This is a genomic window from Pseudodesulfovibrio halophilus DSM 5663 (assembly GCF_059568665.1).
This window is the reverse complement of the sequence record NZ_JCANTV010000009.1, coordinates 251,626-270,394: the sequence shown is the minus strand read 5'-3', so window position 1 is coordinate 270,394 and position 18,769 is coordinate 251,626. Positions and strand designations below refer to the sequence as shown.

At 61.3% G+C, this 18,769-nt stretch carries 16 protein-coding genes; 9 read left to right on the top strand and 7 right to left on the bottom strand.

Features of this window, described 5'->3' with window-relative positions; genetic code table 11:
- Positions 1-94 precede the first annotated feature (94 nt).
- The 3 genes from BR24_RS06070 (at position 95) to acs (ending at position 3,579) form a co-directional block, all read left to right on the top strand.
- Complete coding sequence (locus tag BR24_RS06070) at positions 95-727, top strand: redox-sensing transcriptional repressor Rex (protein WP_496540599.1); 633 nt, start codon at positions 95-97, stop codon at positions 725-727.
- Between the two features lie 179 nt (positions 728-906).
- Positions 907-1,323 carry a hypothetical protein gene (locus BR24_RS06065; protein ID WP_496540598.1) on the top strand — a complete coding sequence of 139 codons (417 nt, stop codon included), beginning with the start codon at positions 907-909 and terminating at the stop codon, positions 1,321-1,323.
- 279 nt (positions 1,324-1,602) lie between these two features.
- Positions 1,603-3,579 carry an acetate--CoA ligase gene (gene acs / locus BR24_RS06060; RefSeq protein ID WP_496540597.1) on the top strand — a complete coding sequence of 659 codons (1,977 nt, stop codon included), beginning with the start codon at positions 1,603-1,605 and terminating at the stop codon, positions 3,577-3,579.
- 74 nt (positions 3,580-3,653) lie between these two features.
- Here the strand turns inward: acs and BR24_RS06055 are convergent, their stop codons facing one another.
- Positions 3,654-6,152, bottom strand: a complete 2,499-nt coding sequence (locus BR24_RS06055; RefSeq protein ID WP_496540596.1) for a cytochrome ubiquinol oxidase subunit I — start codon at positions 6,150-6,152, stop codon at positions 3,654-3,656.
- Between the two features lie 3 nt (positions 6,153-6,155).
- A complete protein-coding gene (locus tag BR24_RS06050) occupies positions 6,156-7,196 on the bottom strand; it encodes a hypothetical protein (RefSeq protein WP_496540595.1) in 1,041 nt (346 codons plus the stop codon).
- Between the two features lie 146 nt (positions 7,197-7,342).
- Here BR24_RS06050 and BR24_RS06045 point away from each other — a divergent pair, with 146 nt between their 5' ends.
- Complete coding sequence (locus BR24_RS06045; protein WP_496540594.1) at positions 7,343-8,113, top strand: type III pantothenate kinase; 771 nt, start codon at positions 7,343-7,345, stop codon at positions 8,111-8,113.
- A 414-nt stretch (positions 8,114-8,527) separates the two neighbouring features.
- Here the strand turns inward: BR24_RS06045 and folD are convergent, their stop codons facing one another.
- Both folD and BR24_RS06035 read right to left on the bottom strand, forming a co-directional pair.
- Complete coding sequence (folD, locus tag BR24_RS06040; protein ID WP_496540593.1) at positions 8,528-9,376, bottom strand: bifunctional methylenetetrahydrofolate dehydrogenase/methenyltetrahydrofolate cyclohydrolase FolD; 849 nt, start codon at positions 9,374-9,376, stop codon at positions 8,528-8,530.
- Positions 9,377-9,471: 95 nt separating this feature from the next.
- On the bottom strand, positions 9,472-9,867 hold the full coding sequence (locus BR24_RS06035) for a hypothetical protein (RefSeq protein ID WP_496540592.1): 396 nt from the start codon (positions 9,865-9,867) through the stop codon (positions 9,472-9,474).
- A 159-nt stretch (positions 9,868-10,026) separates the two neighbouring features.
- Between BR24_RS06035 and BR24_RS06030 the strand changes: the two genes are divergently transcribed.
- A complete protein-coding gene (locus BR24_RS06030; protein WP_496540591.1) occupies positions 10,027-10,362 on the top strand; it encodes a hypothetical protein in 336 nt (111 codons plus the stop codon).
- Between the two features lie 64 nt (positions 10,363-10,426).
- Here the strand turns inward: BR24_RS06030 and eno are convergent, their stop codons facing one another.
- Positions 10,427-11,716: a phosphopyruvate hydratase gene (gene eno, locus BR24_RS06025; RefSeq protein ID WP_496540590.1), complete on the bottom strand. Its 1,290-nt coding sequence runs from the start codon at positions 11,714-11,716 to the stop codon at positions 10,427-10,429.
- Positions 11,717-12,258: 542 nt separating this feature from the next.
- On the opposite strand from eno, the gene BR24_RS06020 reads away from it, so the two are divergent.
- Positions 12,259-12,981 carry a polysaccharide deacetylase family protein gene (locus BR24_RS06020; RefSeq protein WP_496540589.1) on the top strand — a complete coding sequence of 241 codons (723 nt, stop codon included), beginning with the start codon at positions 12,259-12,261 and terminating at the stop codon, positions 12,979-12,981.
- A gap of 102 nt (positions 12,982-13,083) precedes the next feature.
- Here the strand turns inward: BR24_RS06020 and BR24_RS06015 are convergent, their stop codons facing one another.
- Positions 13,084-15,513, bottom strand: coding sequence for a glycosyltransferase (locus BR24_RS06015; protein WP_496540588.1), 2,430 nt, complete (start codon positions 15,511-15,513; stop codon positions 13,084-13,086).
- A gap of 26 nt (positions 15,514-15,539) precedes the next feature.
- Positions 15,540-15,890: a TraR/DksA family transcriptional regulator gene (locus BR24_RS06010; RefSeq protein WP_496540587.1), complete on the bottom strand. Its 351-nt coding sequence runs from the start codon at positions 15,888-15,890 to the stop codon at positions 15,540-15,542.
- Between the two features lie 162 nt (positions 15,891-16,052).
- On the opposite strand from BR24_RS06010, the gene BR24_RS06005 reads away from it, so the two are divergent.
- From BR24_RS06005 to BR24_RS05995, 3 genes are read left to right on the top strand one after another with little or no spacing between them, the layout of a single operon-like run.
- Positions 16,053-16,496, top strand: coding sequence for a DMT family transporter (locus BR24_RS06005; protein WP_496540586.1), 444 nt, complete (start codon positions 16,053-16,055; stop codon positions 16,494-16,496).
- A gap of 23 nt (positions 16,497-16,519) precedes the next feature.
- A complete protein-coding gene (locus BR24_RS06000) occupies positions 16,520-17,383 on the top strand; it encodes a UbiA-like polyprenyltransferase (RefSeq protein ID WP_496540585.1) in 864 nt (287 codons plus the stop codon).
- A gap of 15 nt (positions 17,384-17,398) precedes the next feature.
- Positions 17,399-18,742, top strand: coding sequence for a mechanosensitive ion channel family protein (locus BR24_RS05995; RefSeq protein ID WP_496540584.1), 1,344 nt, complete (start codon positions 17,399-17,401; stop codon positions 18,740-18,742).
- The last annotated feature ends 27 nt before the right edge of the window (positions 18,743-18,769 follow it).

Below are 18,769 nucleotides of genomic sequence, written 5' to 3'. Positions count from 1 at the left end.
CGGTAATTGGATTATCGAAGGGAGGCTTCGGCCTCCCTTTTTTCAGTATAGACTTGTTATATGTTTCACATGCTTGCGTAGGCAATACGAGATAATGAAAAGCGAACACATACCCAAAGCGACTATCGGCAGGCTTGCCGTTTATATTCAGGTACTGGAAAACCTCCTGCGCGACGGGGTCGAGGTCATCTCCTCCGAGAAACTGGCCCGGGCCTGTTCCGTCAACTCTTCCCAGATTCGCAAAGACCTCGCCTACTTCGGCGAATTTGGCGTTCGTGGGGTGGGGTATTATGTACAGGAACTCATCTCTTCCATCAAAGAGTCGCTAGGCATTGACCGCGCATGGAACTGCGCGCTGATCGGTGTGGGAAATCTCGGTACGGCCCTGCTCAAGCATCAGGATTTCGCTCGGCGCGGCTTCCATATCAAGGCCGCCTTCGATTGTGACCCTGACAAGATCGGTAAGGAAATTACCGGTATGGAGATCGTCTGTCCGACGCATCTCAAGGAGCGGGCCCCCGAACTGGGAATGGAGATAGGCATCATCACCACTCCGCCGGATCGCGCCCAGCGTGCGGCCAACCATCTGGTGGAGGCCAACATTCGGGGCATCATCAACTTTGCTCCGGCCCGGATTCAGGTGCCGCCGCACATCCCTGTCGAGTACGTCGATTTTTTCGACCACCTCTACTCCCTGGCCTTTCAGGTCTCGCTCGGCGACAACTAGATCGTGTAATTCCCCGCCCCACGGCGGGGTTTTCATTTCAGGGCCGACACGGATCACCGTGTCGGTCTTTTTGTGCATAATGAAACGAATGGAGCATCAGGGCCTACCGAAAATTGTGTTCTCTCTAAAGGGAATCCCATTTCTGACGATATGAATCTTGAAACGCCATGGAGGGAGCAATGAAAGTCGAAAGCGGCCTCAAAAACACCGTCATGCAGGAAGCTGAATCGGCGACGCAGCTGCACGTGGGCCCCACCGGCTACGGGAGCGAGGAGCGCGACAAATCCAATCCGCTGGGAATCGACCGCGTCAGCCTTTCCGAGGAGGGAAAGCGCCTTGCCAAGCAGGGCGAGCAGTACGATACCGGGGGAGATCCCATGGTAGAGCGCATCAAGGAGCGTATCGAACAGCTGCGAAAGGAGATTGAGGAGCTGGAGCAGAGCGACATGCCGGAAAAACAGAAACGCCAGCTGATTCAGGCCAAGCAGTCAGAAATAGCCGAACTGCAGCACCAACTCGAAGAGCTTCAGAGTAAGGCCGGAATGGCCGAGGGCGGCGGTACGCGCGCGCAGGGCATGGGCAACAGCCTTACCTAGCCTTAATCGGTAACGACATCTCGATCACGGCGGTCTTCATGGAAGGCCGCCGTTTTTTCATGTCGATTAATTGTGCCGCTCACGGCGACCTGACGTCATTCAACCGGTAGCGTACCGTTCACCCCATGGATTTGAACCGTTCACCTAATAACAGTCCCTGCTTTGAAAATCCTTCATATAGAAGTACAGTCAGCAATGATGCCTTTTGCATCATGACACTGGGGATTGCGGTCCGCCGTTCGGGCCGGTTTTGATAACGGCAAGATTTGAGGAGTTGCAATGAGTGAAGAACGCACCATTGAGAGCATGATGAAGGAAGGGAGAACCTTTCAGCCGTCGAAATCCGAAACCGCCCATGTGCAGGGGTATGACAAGCTGCTGGAACTGGAAAAACGCGCGGACGAGGATCCGGAAGGATTCTGGGCGGAACGCGCGGATGAGCTGGTCTCGTGGTTCAAGCCGTGGGACAAGGTTTTGGAGTACGACTTCCACAAGCCTGAAATCAGCTGGTTCAAAGGCGGCAAGCTGAATGTTTCCTACAACTGCCTCGACAAGCACATCGAAAACGGCAGGCGCAACAAGGCCGCTCTCATCTGGCAGGGGGAACCGGATGAGGACGTGAAGGTCTATACCTATCAGATGCTCTACACCGAGGTCTGCAAGTTTGCCAACGCGCTGAAGAAGATGGGCGTTCGCAAGGGCGACCGCGTAGCGCTGTACCTGCCCATGGTGCCGGAGCTTTCCATCGCCATGCTGGCTTGCGCGCGCATCGGGGCCATGCACTCTGTCGTCTTCGCCGGTTTCTCGGCAATATCGCTCCAGTCTCGCATTCAGGACTGTGAAGCGAAGGTGCTGGTCACCGCCGATGCTGTCATCCGTGCCGGGAAAACCATCCCGCTCAAGCCCAACGCGGACGAAGCCTGCAAGAACTGCCCGTCGGTGGAGCAGGTCGTGGTGGTCCAGCGCGGTGGAAACGACGTCGAAATGGTCGAAGGCCGAGATCGCTGGTGGCACGAAGTCATTGGCGAAGACGATGTGCGCGGCGACTGCCCGCCCGAGGAGATGGACGCGGAAGACATCCTGTTCATCCTGTACACCTCCGGCTCCACCGGCAAGCCCAAGGGCGTGGTGCACACCACGGGCGGCTACCTGACGTACGCGGCGCACACGCTGCAGTGGGTCTTCGACCTTCAGGAGGACGACGTCTACTGGTGCACCGCCGACATCGGCTGGATCACCGGCCATTCGTATATCCTTTACGGACCGCTCTGCCTTGGAGCCACCTCGCTGATGTTCGAGGGCGTGCCCAGCTACCCGAAGCCGGACCGCTTCTGGCAGATCGTCGAGAAGTTCAAGGTCAACCTGTTTTACACCGCGCCCACCGTCATTCGCGCGCTCATGCGTGAGGGCGAGTCGTGGACGCAGAATTACGACCTGTCCACCCTGCGCATCCTTGGTTCCGTGGGCGAGCCCATCAACCCGGAGGCGTGGATGTGGTACCATCAGCACATCGGCAGCGGGAAACTGCCCATTGTGGACACCTGGTGGCAGACCGAGACGGGCGGCTTCATGATCTCGCCGCTGCCTTATGCCACGCCGCTCAAGCCGGGCTCTGCAACGCGGCCCATGCCGGGGGTCTCCGCAAAAGTCGTCCGCGCGGACGGTTCGCCTGCCGATCCCGACGAAGGCGGACACCTCGTGGTGGATAAGCCGTGGCCCGGTATGCTTCGCGGGGTCTTCGGCGATCCCGAGCGGTTCAAGTCAACCTATTTCGAGCGGTTCCCGGGCATGTACGAATCCGGCGACGGCGCACGCTGCGACAAGGACGGCTACATGTGGATCATGGGCCGCCTCGACGACGTGATTAACGTCTCCGGCCACAGGCTCGGCACGGCGGAGATCGAGTCGGCGCTCGTGGCGCACTCGGCCGTCTCCGAGGCCGCGGTGGTCGGGATGCCGCATCAGGTCAAGGGCCAGTCCATCTACGCCTATGTGACGCTCAAGTCCGATGAAGAGGAATCCGATGAAATCCGCGCGGAACTCAAGAAATGGGTCCGCAGCGAGATCGGGCCCATCGCGACGCCGGAGGTCATCCAGTTCGCCGACGGGCTGCCCAAGACCCGCTCCGGAAAGATCATGCGTCGCGTGCTCCGCAAGATCGCCGCAGATCAGGACGACTTCGGCGACACCTCGACGCTGGCCGATCCCGGCGTCATCACCGACCTCGTGGAAGGAAAGAAGGACTTGCTCGGCTAACAACCGCCGACACTGTCTTGCCGCACAAGAAAGCCCCCCGCGACCAAGGTCGCGGGGGGCTTTGCGTATTGGCTCTATTCCTCCAGCCCCATGCCGGGGTGGTGGGCCGGGTAGTCCATTTCCATGGTGTGGCAGACCGAGCAGTTCCCGGCGCCGATGGGACGGCGATTGTCCTGATACTGCAGCGGCTGCATGTTGTCGCGGTCATACATGGCGGGATAGACGGCGTGCGGAGAACCGTGACAGGCGGCGCAGCGGACAGCGCCCACGTCGCCGTAGCGCTGGCTGTAGAGGCCGGCCTTCTCTTCCGTCCACTGGTTGGCCGCATCCACATTGTACGGGGCGGCGAACTCCTCGTGGCAGGAAAGGCAGTCGGGCTCCTGATGCCATGGCTTGCGCGGCTGCACGAACTCTTCGTCGGGCTCAAGCACCGCGAGGAGCTTGTCCGCGGCCTCGACGCCTGCCTCGCGTTCGGCGAGCAGCAGCGACCCTGCGTGCGTGGTCATGTCGCCGTGACAGGCAACGCATTCAAGGCCCATGTCGGCGTGAATGCCGCGATACATCGGGGTCTCATGACAGAAGTTGCAGGCGTCCTGTCCGCGGTCCTTGAGGTATACCGAATGGAAACCGTGCATGGCGGCGGACAGGTTGAGCATGTCGTCTCTGCCGTCTTCATCAATGTCAGGATCGGCGTGACAAGCGGCGCAGTCCACCACCTCACCGGACTCAGCCTGCTCCGTCAGGGAGGTGTCGTTGATGCGGTCATGCACCATGAGGATGTCCATGGCCGTGTCGGCGGACAGCCCGGCCTCTTCCTCGTCGTTCTGCCAGCCGCCGCCGTGGCAGTTGTTGCAGCCCATGCGCATGCCCACCGGAAGGACGGCCTTGGTCTGCGCGACCACCTCCCCGTTCTCGTCTCTGGCGGTGACAGTGGCGACGGGGTAGGGCGAGTAGCCTTCATCGGAGTACGGTTCGACCTTGATGCCTTCGGCCTTGAATCCGCCGTAGTCGCCGGGTGTCATGGTGCCCGAGGCTTCAGGGAACCCTTCTTCCAGTTCGTACTCCACGCTCATGCCCTCGGAGACGATCTCCGGCAGCATGCCGCGGTAAATGAGCGAGGCGTTGAGGGTCTCGCCTCCGGGGCGCAGGCGGATGACGCCGGATTCGGAAACGAAGCGCAGTCCCTTGTCGGCCCAAGCGAACAGGACAAACTCCGACTCTTCAGGGTCGTACTCGGGAACCTCGGCTTCGCCGGGCTCGGCAAAGGCCAGCTCGCCAGGCTCAAGATCGTGCAGGTCGCGCACTATGTACGCGGCAAGTGCGGCGCGTTCATCCGGCGTTCCGGCGAACGGCGGCATGTAGCGGCTGATCTTGCCCATGCCGGAGAGGAAGGCGTCGAAACCGGCCTCGGTGTATTTGTCGGTGTGCGGCAGGATATCGTTCATGGGGCCGCCGATGGAATGGCATGATGCGCACTGGTACTGAAAGAGCCATCGCCCGGCCTCGAGTTCGTTTTGGCCGGTGACCTCTCGGAGGTCGGTGGGAATCCATTTGGCGGTCTTGAGGAATCCCTTTTCGTTAATCTCGGGCATCTGCTCGGGCAGAATGCTGTTGGAATAGCGTTCGCCCCAGATGATGTAGGGCTTGCGTGCGGCCTCTCGGATGGATTCGAAGCTGCCGGTGAGCCCGAGGCCCAGAAGCAGCACCACGAGGGCGACTGGGAAGCCGAGGCTGCGGGGCATGCGGATGCCGAGCAGCAGCCCGCCAACGAGAACCGCGATGCCTATCCACCAGAAGCTGTTCATGAACCACTGTACCCGGGCGGATTGTTCCATGGCGAGCTGGTACTGCTCCGGCGGCAGGGCGTTGATGTACCACCATCCGGTGAGCGCCACCAGCGCCATGCCGACAACGGTCCACGCCGCACAGGTGCGCACCACGGTGCCGCGGGCCTTGTCCTCCTTGATAAGCGTGCCGGTGACGAAACCGAACAGGCCGGCGAAGGTCACGGAGAGCGCGGTGCGGAACACAAGCTGCGGCCAGAAGGTCGGGTTGAAGAAGCCATCCCAGAAGTTGCCGGTCTCAAGCCATTCGCCGGGGGTGAGCATGTAACCGATGATGCCGTTGATCATGAACAGCGACATCCATCCGAAGAAGAAGTACAGCCCGCCGATGATCTGGTGGTTACGCGCGCTGAGACGCTCCCAGCCGTAATAGTAGATCAGCAGAGATACGATCTCGGCCAGAAAGAACACCCACTCCGTGGCCCAGCCGAAGACGAACTGGTGAATCAGCGTCAACGCGGCGTCCGGAGCGAGCAGGGCAATGGTGAACCAGATCGCAACGCCGGTAACGGCGCCGAAGACCATGGTCAGCAAAAGAAAGAACTTCGAGTTGCGTTTGGCGTAGTCCATGAACTCCTGCGAGCCGGACTTGCGCGCCATGCGCTCGATGACCACGAGGAACAACCCACCGCCCACGGCGAACTGCGCCACGTAGACGTGAACCACGGAAATAAGCGCTATCCAGAACCCTCCGCCGAGGGTCGTCAGTTGCCATACGGGAAATTCCATGGCTTAGGCCTCCTTGCCGGATTTCAGGTACAGGCGAATCATCCAGGCTATGACGCACATGCCCAGGACGAGGGCCGCGAGGAACATGACGAGAGGCGAGGCCTGCCCCGTCACTTCGAGATCCGTCACGCTGTAATACGGCTCCAGCATGAGCTTGCGGACGGCATGGCGGGCCAGCGCCATGGTCAGCACCGTCAGGGCGCCCCACAGGATGCTGAGCCTGAGGTTGCGGCGACCACCCGCATGGATGATGAGCCCGGCACCGAAAAGCGCCGCCAGCAGGGAGCCGGTAGCAAGAGCATCGCCTCCCATGAAAGCCACCATGACGCGCTGCGGCAGAGCCACGAGAAACCAGAAGCCGAAGCCGATATTGATTACCGTAGCTCGGGCGAACCACATGAGCCCGACATGGACCTGATCTTCGCGTCCTGCCCGTCTGCCGACGATGGCGACGGCCACGCCGCCGATGGCGAGCGCTCCAGTCATGAAATGCAGATAGCGCGGCAGCAGGGTGGAGTCGCCGAAGTTCAGCATGGTCTCGCCGCCGTTCTTCAGGTAGGCCGTCCACTCGCCTGGCACCAGCATCAGGGTCATGTTGTTCACGAACATGAACCCGATGAACAGCATGCACCCAAGGGCAAGCGCGAGAAAAACATTACGGGACGAGCCAAGGGACTTGTAGCGAAAGTCCCAAATGTAGAAGCCGTAATACGCCACCAACAGAAACGGTATCACCGCCAGCCACCAGCCGCCCATGAGCACCGTCCCGGCATAGTCGAACTGACCGTAGTTGACCTGCAGAAACAGCAGCGGCGCCACACCGAAGTTGATGGTGAGCGCCAGCATGGTCGGAATCTTTTTCGACATGCCCCGAGCCAGCGGCTCGGTTTTTCCGCCGGAATTCAACAGAGAAATGACGCCGCCGCCAAAGACCGCGTTCATCATAAGGATATGGGCCCAGAAGCCCAGAACGAGCAGCACATCGAACCAGACCCAGCTCACGGGAATGGTCTGCGCCGCGGGGATCAGGGAGCTCGGATTCATAAGTCACCTCCAGTGCCGGGTACGATAACCCGATTTTTCGTAAAAAGTCACCCGGCTCCGATTATTTTACGTTCAGGCACCGCTTGCCTTTCCCCCCAGAAGGCGTACACACTTGCCCCATTCGATATTTTCAAGGAGGCGACACCATGTCCACCGCACTGCTCATAGATGCCGGAAACACCAACACCAAGCTCTGCATCGCAGACCAGACCGGTCTCAAATCCAGCTACACCCTGCCCACAAGGCCACGCAACACGGCCGACGACTGGGGATTCAAGCTCATAGAAATCCTGCGCAGGGAAGAACTGGCGCCGGAAGACATCGAAATGTGCGCCGTCTCCTCAGTGGTGCCGCCTCTGGACCCGCTGCTCTCCGAAATGAGCAAACGCTTCCTGAATGTTCGAGCCCGCTTCGCCCCCAAAGACCTGCCGCTGGCAATAGAGAACCGCTACGCGCGCCCCGAACAGGTCGGAGCCGACGTGCTCGTCACCGCTCTCGCGGCAAGACGCCTTCGCGAGGAACGCTGCATCATCGTCGTGGATTACGGCACCGCCACCACGCTGGCCTGCATCGTGGACGACGCCTTCATGGGCGGCCTGATCTGCCCCGGCGTGCTCTCCTCCATGCGTTCCCTGCACGAAGGAACAGCCAAACTGCCCGCCGTGGAACTCGAAGTGGCCTCAGACGAACTCTCATGGGGCAGAACCACTTCCGAGTGCCTCAACCAGGGCCTCGTGTTCGGCTTTGCCGAAATGACCTCCGGCCTCTGCCGCAAACTCGCCAAACAAATGGACGACACGCCCTACGTCATGGCCACCGGCGGACTCGCGCCCGGCATCGCACGCGTATGCCCCGAAATACGCGAAGTCCGTCCCGACCTGCTCATGGAAGGCCTCTGGATGGCCTGTTTTCAGTAGATGATAGCCCCCGGCGGCCCTTCGGGGACCCTCCGGGGGCTTAAGAACCCTTTTGCAAAAGGGTTCTTAAGAATCTCCCAAAAACCTTTGGCTTGCCAAGCCGTGTTGAGCTTTCCGAAAGCCTCAACGTGTAGGCGGCTTGGCAGGGGCGAACGGCAATTGCTGGTCACAAGGGACAGTGAACGCCTAGGGAGTATCAAACTGATCATTCCAGAAAGTTCACACATGAATTTCCGTCAGCCAAGCCCCACAGAATCCCAAATCCCCGTCAGCGGGGTTGCAGCATGGACGCGAATTGTGCGGTCGCATGAACCCTGCGCTGCAACCCCGCTGACAAACCGGGGATTGCAAAGGGGGCCCGCCCCTTTGCCGGGGTGCAGGGGCGGAGCCCCTGCCCGCCGGAGGCGTCACTTATTATGCGTTGACGTGCTGTTTGAAGGCTTGGACGGTGTTGACCAGCAGTTGTGCGATGGTCATGGGTCCAACGCCGCCGGGCACGGGGGTGATGGCGTGCACTTTGTCTTTGACGGCGTCGAAGTCGCAGTCGCCTTTGAGTCCGTCGTCGGTGCGGTTGATGCCGACATCGACGACGACGGCTCCTTCCTTGACCATGTCTTCGGTGACGAAGCCAGGTCTTCCCAGGGCGGCGACGAGGATGTCGGCGTCGCGGCATTCTGCTTTGAGGTCTTTGGTGCGGGAGTGTGTGATCACCGGGGTGGCGTTCCTGGCCAGCATCATGAGCGCCTGCGGCTTTCCGACGATGTTGGAGCGACCGATGATGACGCATTTCTTGCCGGAAGGGTCGATTCCGTAGCGCTCAAGCAGGTTCATGACGCCTGCCGGGGTGCAGGAGCGGAATCCGGGCAGGCCGAGGGTAAGTTTTCCTACGTTGACGGGGTGGAAGCCGTCCACGTCTTTTTCTGGGTCGATGAGTTCGAGGCAGCGTTGGCTGTCGAGTTCTTTCGGCAGGGGCAGTTGCAGCAGGATGCCGTCGACGGTTTCGTCGGCGTTGAGGTCGCTGATGAGTTTTTCGAGTTCCTGCTGGGAGGTTTCCGCGGGCAGTTTGTGCGGCACGGAAACGATGCCGGCTTCGGCGCAGGCGCGTTCCTTGTTGCGGACGTAGACCTGTGATGCCGGGTCTTCGCCGACGAGGATAACCGCCAGCCCGGGTGCGCGTCCGTGTTTGGGCGCGAGCGCCTCAACCTCTGCCTTGAGTTCACCGCGGATGGTTTTCGCGGTTTCTTTGCCGTCGAGCAGAATCATGTCTCAAATCCCCTGATTGGATGACTGTAAAAAAGAACGGATGAAGAAAAGGCCGCTTCGCATGAAGCGGCCCTGTTCGTCAAGCTGTGCGGGGACTAGCGGCGTTTCAGGATTGTCTTGTGCACGCGCGGCGTGGGCGGTCCTTCGGTGTAGAAGAGGACCATCATGTCGTCTGGCAGGAGGCTGCCTTGGGCTTCTCCGTCCACGTGTTCCTGGATGATGATTTCGTTGTTGTCGGTGATGCTGCCGCTGAGGGCTTCGGAATAATTCTTCCCTCCACGGGTCCAATGCTTCGTCCCGGCAAAAAGCGGTCCGTCCTGCGAGGTGATTTCGATGTAGCCGTCAACAGCCTTGGGGTTTTCGACCTTCTTGCCGTTAAGGTACATTTCGATCTGCTGCACCTCCCATGTCCCGACGATTGATTCGGTTGCGAAGGCGCTTGTTGCGGCAAAGACAACCGTAAGAACCAACAGTGCAATTGTTTTCTTCATACCCTCTCCATTGTTTTATGGTGGTCCGGCCGATCCGGGATAGGATATCCTTGTCATTTCCATGGACGCATTGCACTGATTAAATGAACTCTGTGCGTATTCCGTTCTCTTGTTCTTGCTGAGGTGCGGTGCTATCTCCAGTCTCATCAGGAAGGGGACATGATGCGTAAGGCTTTGGAATACACCTGGATCGTCTTCGGACTGGGGCTGGCGGTCAACAGCGGGCTGAAGCTGGGCGAGTCAGTTCAGTTTGCCGTTCATGCAGCGGCTTTGCTCGCCGGTTTGCTTTTTTCCGTCGCGGGGGCGCTCTCCCTGTTTCGCGTACGCGCTGCGCGGGCGTTGCTGTGGGCTTCGGCCCTGATGTCCGGAGCCTATTCATTCGGCGCGATGCTCATGATCGGCACCGAGTTCCCGTTGCCCATGGCAACGCTGGCTGTGCCAGTGTTCGTGCTTGCCCTCGCCACCGCCGCCAGCCTGCGAACAGGCCGAATTTGACGCCACTCAATAAAAAAGGCCGCCCCGAACGGGACGGCCTTCTCTTGTCGCGAAATGGCGTCTGCTAGTCTTCGTCAAACCAGCTTTCGCCGAGGATGGGACCGTAATAGATGCCGTCCTCGCCCAGCTCTTCCTCGATGCGGATGAGCTGGTTGTACTTGGCGAGCCTGTCGGAACGGCAAAGGGAACCGGTCTTGATCTGCCCAGCGTTTACCGCCACCGCGAGGTCCGAGATGAAGTGGTCCTCGGTTTCGCCGGAGCGATGGGAAACCACGTTGGTGTAGCTCGCGGTCTTGGCGAGCTCGATGGTGTCCAGCGTCTCCGTCACGGTGCCGATCTGATTCAGCTTGATCAGGATGGAGTTGCCGCAGCCGCGCACGATGCCTTCGGCCAGAATCTCCGGATTGGTCACGAAGATGTCGTCACCGACGATCTGGATGCTTTCACCGAGCTTCTCGGTCATCAGCTCCCAGCCTTCCCAGTCGGCCTCGGCAAGTCCGTCCTCGATGGAAACGAGAGGGAACTTGTCGCAGAGCTCGGCATAGTAATCCACCAGTCCGGCCGCGTCGAAGTCGCGTCCCTCACCGGCGAACACGTACTTGCCGTTCTTGTAGAATTCGCTCGCCGCAGCGTCGATGGCCAGCGCAATGTCAGCACCCGGCTCATACCCGGCCGACTCGATGGCCTTCATGATGTACTGGAACGCTTCCTCATGGGACTTGAGGTTCGGCGCAAAACCGCCCTCGTCACCCACACTGGTGACATGGCCGTCGTCGGCCAGCAGCTTCTTCAGCGCATGGAAGGTCTCGGCACCCATGCGAAGCGCCTCCGCAAAGGTCTCCGCACCCAGCGGCATGATCATGAACTCCTGAATGTCCAGGTTGTTCGGCGCATGTTCTCCGCCGTTGATGATGTTCATGAGGGGCACGGGCAGCAGCTTGGCGTTCGCGCCGCCAAGATACTGGTACAGGGGAAGGCCCAGCAGATTCGCCGCAGCACGGGCCACGGCCATGGAAACACCCAGCAGCGCATTGGCGCCCAGACGCTCCTTGTTCTCCGTGCCGTCCAGATCCAGCAGCGCATTGTCCACGGTCACCTGACGCAGCGCGTCCATGCCCATGATGCGCTCGGCGATCTCGCCACGCACGTTCTCCACGGCAGTCTGCACACCCTTGCCGCCGAAACGGTCTTCCTTGTCACGAAGTTCCAGCGCCTCGCGGGTGCCCGTGGATGCTCCGGACGGAACCGCAGCACGACCACGCGCACCTGATTCCAGCACGACCTCCACTTCAACCGTGGGATTGCCTCGACTGTCGAGAATTTCCCTTGCCCAGACTCCGGAAATAATGCTCATGGAAGACTCCTTATTCTTGAATGATTAAAGGCTGTTTTGATCACGATGCAGGGAATGTAAACGAAAACGCCTCACTATACAAACACCGAACGGCCAATGAATGTTATTATTTCACGACGGTTTCAGGCAAGACGACGCCTTCGGCGGGCAGGGGCTCCGCCCCTGCACCCCGGCAAAGGGGCGGGCACCCTTTGCAATCCCTGGGTTGTCAGCGGGGTTGCAGCGCAGGGTTCATGCGACCGCATAACTCGCGTCACAGCTGCAACCCCGCTGACGGAGGAATTGAGTTCTGTGCGTTTTGGCTGAACAGGTTGGGCAACCTGAGTTGTTACAACTCTCACTATCACAAAACGCCGCCAGCATAGCCGCCAAGCCGTCAAAGAGCCTCAGCGTTCCGAGCGCCCAGATTCGGCTTGGCAAACCAAAAGATTTTGGAGATTCTTAAGAACCTTTTGGCAAAAGGTTCTTAAGCCCCCGGAGGAAAAAAATAAATGATCATCAGACCGGGCGTGTCCCCGATATGGTCCGAGCCGTTTCCGGACATGGCGGCTGAGTTGGATGCTGCGTTTGAGCGAGCGGCTTCAGGTGTTCGGATTTTCTTTCGTGCAGACGACGTGGCCGTGCCGTCGGTTGCCTTCAAGCGCATGGTGGAGATTTTCAGGACGCATGAAGTGCCCTTGGAGATGGCGGTGACGCCCGCGTGGTTGCGGAAGGACCGAGCGTTGGACCTGCTGCGGCTGTGCCCTGAGACGAAACTGTTCCGGTTCCATCAGCATGGATGGCGGCATGTGAGCCATCAGCTTTCGGGAAAAAAGGGAGAGTTTGGTTCTGACCGTACCGAGCACGAGAAACGTGCGGATCTTGTTCAGGGGGCGCAAAAACTCTCGGAGTTGCTCGGCAAGCGGTTTGAAAAGCGGTTTACGCCGCCTTGGAATCGGTTCGACGGGGTGACGGCGAAGTTGCTGCGAGAGTTGGAATACCTGTGCGTTTCACGTTCCGAAGGCGAGGAGCGCAAGGTTCCGCTTCCGCAGGGGCTTCCGGACCGCTTCGTGAATGTGGACCTGCATACGCGCAACGAAGGGGACCCGGCGACGTCGCGCAAAGCGTTGCTTGCCGAGCTTGTCGAGGCGCTGGAGTCCGGGCATTGCGGGGTGATGCTGCATCATCAGCGCATGAACGGAGCCGCGTTTGTTTTTCTGGATGCTTTGCTGACTGCCTTGGACCGCTCCGGATTACGAGCGGTTTGCTTTGCGGACATGGATTAGCGGATTGATTTTTCAATGGGAACGCCCCGTCGAGCCTTTCGGTTCGGCGGGGCGTTCCTTTTCGGGGCTGCTGTCGAAGCTGCTCCGTGAGGATGCTTTGCATCAGGCGGCGTCGCGGATGCGTGCGCCGAAGAGTTCCCATGTTTTCAGAAAGGTCTGGTCGAAGGTGCGTTCCTCCATGCTGCCGCGGGCCTTGCGTCGCATGTAGGCGAGGCGTTCCGGGGCGTCTACGAGGTGGAGCACGGCGCGGATGAGGGCGTCCGGGTCGGCTGCGGGGATGACCAGGCCGGTCTCGTCCGGCTCGATGTTTTCGCACGGGCCGCCCTGGTCGGTGACGATGCAGGGCAGTCCCGAGGCCTGGGCCTCCAGCACCACGTTGCCGAAGGTGTCGGTGGCGGAGGGGAAAACGAAGATGTCGGAGCTGGCGTAGGCCTGCGAGAGGTCCTCTCCGTGCAGGGCTCCGGTGAACACGGCCGGAGTGCCGCGCAGGGTGCGCTTCATTTCCTCGAGGTAAGGGCCTTCGCCAACCACGGCCAGCGACAGACCGGGGCGCATCTTGGAGACCCTGCGGAAGGCTTCGGCGAGGGTGTCGAGTCCTTTTTCACGGGAGACGCGGCCCACATAGAGCAGCTTGGTTCCATCGAGGCTGTAGCGCGTGAAGAAGCCGTTTCGCTTGGAGGGGTGGAACCGTTCCACGTCCACGCCTCTGGGGTAGGTGGTGATCTTGCCGGGGTCGATGCCCCTGTCCACCAGCTCCTGCTTGGTTGCTTCCGAGGGCGCGTAGATGACCTGCATCTGGTTGTAGAACCAGGTCATGAAGCGCCAGCAGCCGTCTTCCATGGCGGTGTCTTCGGTGAAGGCTCTGACGTACTGGGGGAATGCGGTGTGGTAGGTGCCGTGGAAGGGAATCTTGAGAATTTTGGATACGGCCAGCCCGGCCAGCCCCACCGGGCCGGGGGTGGCGGCGAGGATGCAGTCGAATTCGCGTTCGAAGCAATATTCGAGCATTTCGAGCACGGGCGGGTAGCGCAGGGTCAGTTCCGGGTACTCGGGAATCTGGAATTCGCCGACCGGGTCGAAGTTGGCGAGGCCGGGACCGGATTTGTGGGAGCCGCTGGTGACGACGGTCATGCGTTTGCCGTGGCGTGAGACGAGTTCCAGCTGGCTGCGGATGGTGCCGGCCACGCCGTTGACCTCGTCGAAGGTGTCGGTGAAGTGGGCGATCCTGAGGGGCCGCTTGAGGTCCTGCCGTACGCCGAAGCGTTTCAGGGCCTGATTGCAGAAGCCGCGTTCGCGGCTGAACAGGTCGTACCCGACGAAATACGGGGCCAGCAGGGCGTAAAGGGAGCCGGCCGAGCCGATGGTGTGAAAGATGTCGAAAAGGTTTGCGCCCATGGCGCTGTCGAGCACCTTGTCCGCGAAGTTGCGCAGCACCCGGTTGGCCGATCCGGAGATGAAGCGGGCCACCTCGTTTTCCAGCGTCCGCGGTTCCCCGGCACAGCCTCTGGCCACCTTCATGAGGTCCGGGTCGGCGGTGATGATCTGGGCGGCGTTCTTGAGCAGCGAGTCCTGTACCGAGTCCTTGCCGGGGGCGAGGGAGTGCAGGGCGGCCCGGCCGCGTCCCATGAAACAGCGCAGGCGGTGGATGATGCCGGTGGGCTCGCTGCTGCGCGCCGGGTTCAGGCCGTTTTCCGCAAAGCGGATGACCACGTGCTGCTTGGCGGCGTCGGACATGGAGGCTCGGCGCGTGTAGAACTGGTAGGCGATGCCGTAGAGATTGTGAGCCATGGTTCGCGGCGTGGCAGCGTCGCCCGCCGGTTCGCATTGCCCGGCGCAGAGGGCGTCCAGCAGGGCCTGCTTGCGGGGGGCGCCGGTGAAGCGCGTGTGCATGCGGGCGATGTTGATGGAGCTGTGGTCGTCCGAGCCGCCGACGATGGTCTTTTCCCACGGGCGCTCGCCCACGGGTTCGAGGCCGTGGATGTCCGCCAGCCGTTCCACGTGCCTCGGCGTGAGGGCGTCGAGAATGGCGGTCAGGGATTCGTTCTGCCTCGCGTCCCGGGAGCCGTTGGCCTCAACGATGCCGAACATCAGCAGCGCCTGTTCGAGGTGTTCCAGAGTCAGGCGGTCGTTCACGGCGAAGAGCGGGTGGGCCAGGGCGTGGACGATGCCCTGTTCATGGAGATAGGGCACGAGGTCGAAGACGTTTTCGCGCGCCTTCTGGATGTCTTCGTGCTGGGCTTCGGTGATGTCCCAGGCGAGCACGTGGAGTTTGCAGCGGTCTTCCGGGAAGTAGGTGGTGATCTCTTCGCTGATGAAAGTGCCGGGCAGGTGGGCGATTTCGAGTGCGCCGTCGATGGTGTTGTGGTCGGTGATGGTGACGAGGTCCATGCCTCGCCTCAGGGCTGTCTCGTGGATGAGCCTGGGGTCGGTGAAGCTCTCCGGGCAGCCTATCTTTTGCAGAATCCACTGCGAGGGGCGTTTGGAGTGGCGCGAGTGAACGTGCAGGTCTATCCTGCTGATCGTGTCGCCCATGGGGGATTCCTCCGTTTCGGACGTTGTTAGGCGCATGCGGGCAGTCCGGATTCCCTTTCCTGTTGGCAGGCAACGCACAGACGCGCATCGGGCCGGGCCGTGAGCCGCGCCTTGCCGATGGGGTCGTCGCACTCGCGGCAGAGGCCGAAGTCCGGGGAGTTGACGCGCTCGAGAGCCCGTTCGATGCGGCGGATCTTGTCCAGATCGCGCTCTTTCAGGGCCAGAGTCATGGTGTGTGCGGTCAACTGGGACGCATAGTCCGCGTCGTCCGCGAAGTTTTCCAGGGAAAGGGGGGCATCTTCGCTGTGGAGACTGATCAGGTTTTCGAGCTCTTCGGTCAGGCGAGCGCGGATCATCCTTTTGTCTGCTTCGTTCATGACGGACCTCCCGTTGGGTTCTGGTGTTATGACTGTCCTGATGTACGCTCCCTGAAAAAGTTTGTAGTTGCAGGGGCGTTACGGTTGCGGGGAGCTTTTGTTGAGAAAACCGTATTCACGGGGCGTTTACCAAAGGCGCAAACCGGAGTAGTCTCTGCGCCCATGAAATGGATATTCATCGCCATAGCGTTTGCGGCGGGCGCGTGCGCCACCGTGCAGGTCGGGGTGAACAACACCCTTCGCGCGGCTCTGGGAGACCCGGTCCCCGCGGCGCTCGTATCCTTTGTGGTGGGAACGGCGGCCCTCGCGGGCTACGTGTGGCTCACGGGCACCCCCATGCCGCTGGCCAGAGCCGCCGCGGCGGGGCCCGGCTGGATGTGGTTCGGCGGGCTGCTCGGCGCGGTCTTTGTTGCGGCGAGCATTCTCGTGGCCTCCAAGATCGGCGCGGCCGGAGCGATGGTATGGATCATCGCGGCCCAGCTCATCACTTCGCTGGCGCTGGACCATATGGGTGTTTTCGGATTCGACACGCGCGCGGTGAGCCCACCGCGCATCGTGGGTGCGGTGCTCCTCTTTGTGGGCGCCTTTCTCGTCAGTCGCTACTAATCGTACCGGAGTGAAATGAACCAATGAGCAATGTCTTTGGAAATATCGGAAAAGTCTGCCGCATGATCAAGATCGAGCACTCGGTCTTCGCCCTGCCTTTCGCCTATGCCGGAGCGTTTTTCGCCGCCGGGGGCTGGCCCGGGTGGCGGATCATGCTCTTCCTGACCGTGGCGATGGTCGCGGTGCGCTCCTTCGCCATGGCCTATAACCGGCTGGCGGACGTGGACATAGACGCCAGAAACCCGCGCACGCAGGACCGCCCTCTTGTGAGCGGCGAGCTGACGCCGCGCTTCACCATGCAGTTCATCGTGGCCTGCGCCACCATCTTCGTGCTGGCCTGCGCCGGGTTGAACTGGGTCTGCTTCGCCCTGTCGCCGCTGGCCCTGATCTGGTCCGCGTTCTACTCCTACTGCAAGCGCTTCACCCACTGGTGCCACTTCGTGCTCGGCTCCGTGCTCGGGCTGGCGCCGGTGGCGGGCGGTCTCGCAGTGACCGCCGAGGTCTCCCTGACGTCCGCGCTGCTGTTTTTCGGCGTGCTGTTCTGGGTGGCGGGCTTCGACCTGCTCTACGCCTGTCAGGACCGTGAATTCGACCGGGCCGAGGGGCTCAACTCCATCCCCGCCAAGCTCGGGCTGCGCGCCGCGCTGGGCATCTCCTCGGTGAGCCATTTCGCCACGGCCGCGTTCTTCGTGCTTGCGGGCTGGGCCGCGGGATCCGGATTCGTCTACTTCCTCGCCGCGCTGGGCGCCGGGCTCTTCCTCATGTGGGAGCACCGCCTCATCTCCGCCGAGGACATGAGCCGCGTCAACGTGGCCTTCTTCACGATCAACGGCATCATCTCCGTCCTGCTCTTTGCGGGCGTTATCATTGATCTGGCCCTGCGCTGAGGGTAGGTAGGGACCATGCAGTATTCCGCGGGTCAGCTTCTTGAAAAGGCAAGGACCGCGGCCGTGGAGGTCGCGGACAGGGCGCTCGACTGGGAGGCCGCGCTTCAGGCCGGTCTCGTGGCCGTGAGCCTGTTGCTGTCGCTGGCTGTGTGGAAGCCTGCCCGCAGCCGCCTGTTTGCCAAGGCGGAAAGGATGCACGGCGAGTGGCTGGCCAAGGTCGTGCGCACCTTCGCCCGCTCCGGCTGGCTGCTGCCGTTCATGCTGCTGTGCCGCCTGTGTCAGGAGAGCCTCGGCATGTTCGAGCGGCCCGCCGTTCTGGTGGGCGTGTTCACCAACCTTTCCGCCGCGTGGCTGGCGGCCCAGCTGCTCCGCAGCGTCATCGCCAGCCGTTTCTGGGGCCGGGCGTTGGCCTATGCCGCGTGGGGCGTGGCCGCGCTGCATATCCTCGGCCTGCTCGAACCGGCCGCCGCGTTTCTGGACGGGCTTGGCCTGAGCTTCGGGGAGACCCGGCTCTCTGCGTTGGTGCTCCTCAAGGGGGTGCTGCTGGGCGTGCTCCTGCTGCAGGCGGCCTCCGTGACCTCGCGGATCATGGAACAGCAGATCTCCGGCTCCACGCTCTCGCCGTCGCTTCAGGTGCTGTTCGGCAAGGCGCTGCGCTTCGGGCTGTATGCAGGAGTCGGGCTGGTGGTCATCAGCAGCATGGGCATCAGCATGACCAGCCTCGCGGTCTTTTCCGGCGCGGTGGGCGTGGGAATCGGCTTCGGGCTGCAGAAGATATTCTCCAATCTTGTCTCGGGGGTCATCCTGCTGCTGGACCGCTCCATCAAGCCCGGCGACACCATCGAGGTGCAGGGCGCCTATGGTTTCATCCGCTCCCTGCACGCCCGCTACGCCTCGGTGCTCACGCGCGACGGCAAGGAATACCTCATTCCCAACGAGCACCTGATCACCAATCAGGTCATCAACTGGACCTTTTCAGACAATCAGGTGCGCCTGCGTCTGCCGGTGGGCATCAGCTACGAGTCCGACGTGCGCCTTGCGCTGGACCTGATGCTTCAGGCCGCGCGGCAGAGCCCGAGGGTCGTGACCGACCCGGCTCCCAACGCCCTGCTGGTTGGTTTCGGCGACAGCAGCGTGGATCTCGAATTGCGCGTCTGGATTGCGGACACGGATCAGGGTATCGGCGGCGTGCGCCATACGGTTCTGCTGGGTATTTGGGACCTCTTTCATGAGCACGGCATCCAGATTCCCTTCCCGCAGCGGGACGTGCTGCTCAAGCAGGATTCGGCGCTCAGAGTGTCGGTGGATGGCGGCGCGGCCAAGGCCGCAGGCGAGGGCGGCGGGAAGACCGATATATAATATTGATTTCCCGCGGCCGATGGTATG

Excerpts from the sequence above, each read along its gene's own strand:
- BR24_RS06070 (WP_496540599.1), top strand. The coding sequence starts at position 95 with ATGAAAAGCGAACACATACCCAAAGCGACTATCGGCAGGCTTGCCGTT.
- BR24_RS06065 (WP_496540598.1), top strand. The coding sequence starts at position 907 with ATGAAAGTCGAAAGCGGCCTCAAAAACACCGTCATGCAGGAAGCTGAA.
- acs (WP_496540597.1), top strand. The coding sequence starts at position 1,603 with ATGAGTGAAGAACGCACCATTGAGAGCATGATGAAGGAAGGGAGAACC.
- BR24_RS06055 (WP_496540596.1), bottom strand. The coding sequence starts at position 6,152 with ATGGAATTTCCCGTATGGCAACTGACGACCCTCGGCGGAGGGTTCTGG.
- BR24_RS06050 (WP_496540595.1), bottom strand. The coding sequence starts at position 7,196 with ATGAATCCGAGCTCCCTGATCCCCGCGGCGCAGACCATTCCCGTGAGC.
- BR24_RS06045 (WP_496540594.1), top strand. The coding sequence starts at position 7,343 with ATGTCCACCGCACTGCTCATAGATGCCGGAAACACCAACACCAAGCTC.
- folD (WP_496540593.1), bottom strand. The coding sequence starts at position 9,376 with ATGATTCTGCTCGACGGCAAAGAAACCGCGAAAACCATCCGCGGTGAA.
- BR24_RS06035 (WP_496540592.1), bottom strand. The coding sequence starts at position 9,867 with ATGAAGAAAACAATTGCACTGTTGGTTCTTACGGTTGTCTTTGCCGCA.
- BR24_RS06030 (WP_496540591.1), top strand. The coding sequence starts at position 10,027 with ATGATGCGTAAGGCTTTGGAATACACCTGGATCGTCTTCGGACTGGGG.
- eno (WP_496540590.1), bottom strand. The coding sequence starts at position 11,716 with ATGAGCATTATTTCCGGAGTCTGGGCAAGGGAAATTCTCGACAGTCGA.
- BR24_RS06020 (WP_496540589.1), top strand. The coding sequence starts at position 12,259 with ATGGCGGCTGAGTTGGATGCTGCGTTTGAGCGAGCGGCTTCAGGTGTT.
- BR24_RS06015 (WP_496540588.1), bottom strand. The coding sequence starts at position 15,513 with ATGGGCGACACGATCAGCAGGATAGACCTGCACGTTCACTCGCGCCAC.
- BR24_RS06010 (WP_496540587.1), bottom strand. The coding sequence starts at position 15,890 with ATGAACGAAGCAGACAAAAGGATGATCCGCGCTCGCCTGACCGAAGAG.
- BR24_RS06005 (WP_496540586.1), top strand. The coding sequence starts at position 16,053 with ATGAAATGGATATTCATCGCCATAGCGTTTGCGGCGGGCGCGTGCGCC.
- BR24_RS06000 (WP_496540585.1), top strand. The coding sequence starts at position 16,520 with ATGAGCAATGTCTTTGGAAATATCGGAAAAGTCTGCCGCATGATCAAG.
- BR24_RS05995 (WP_496540584.1), top strand. The coding sequence starts at position 17,399 with ATGCAGTATTCCGCGGGTCAGCTTCTTGAAAAGGCAAGGACCGCGGCC.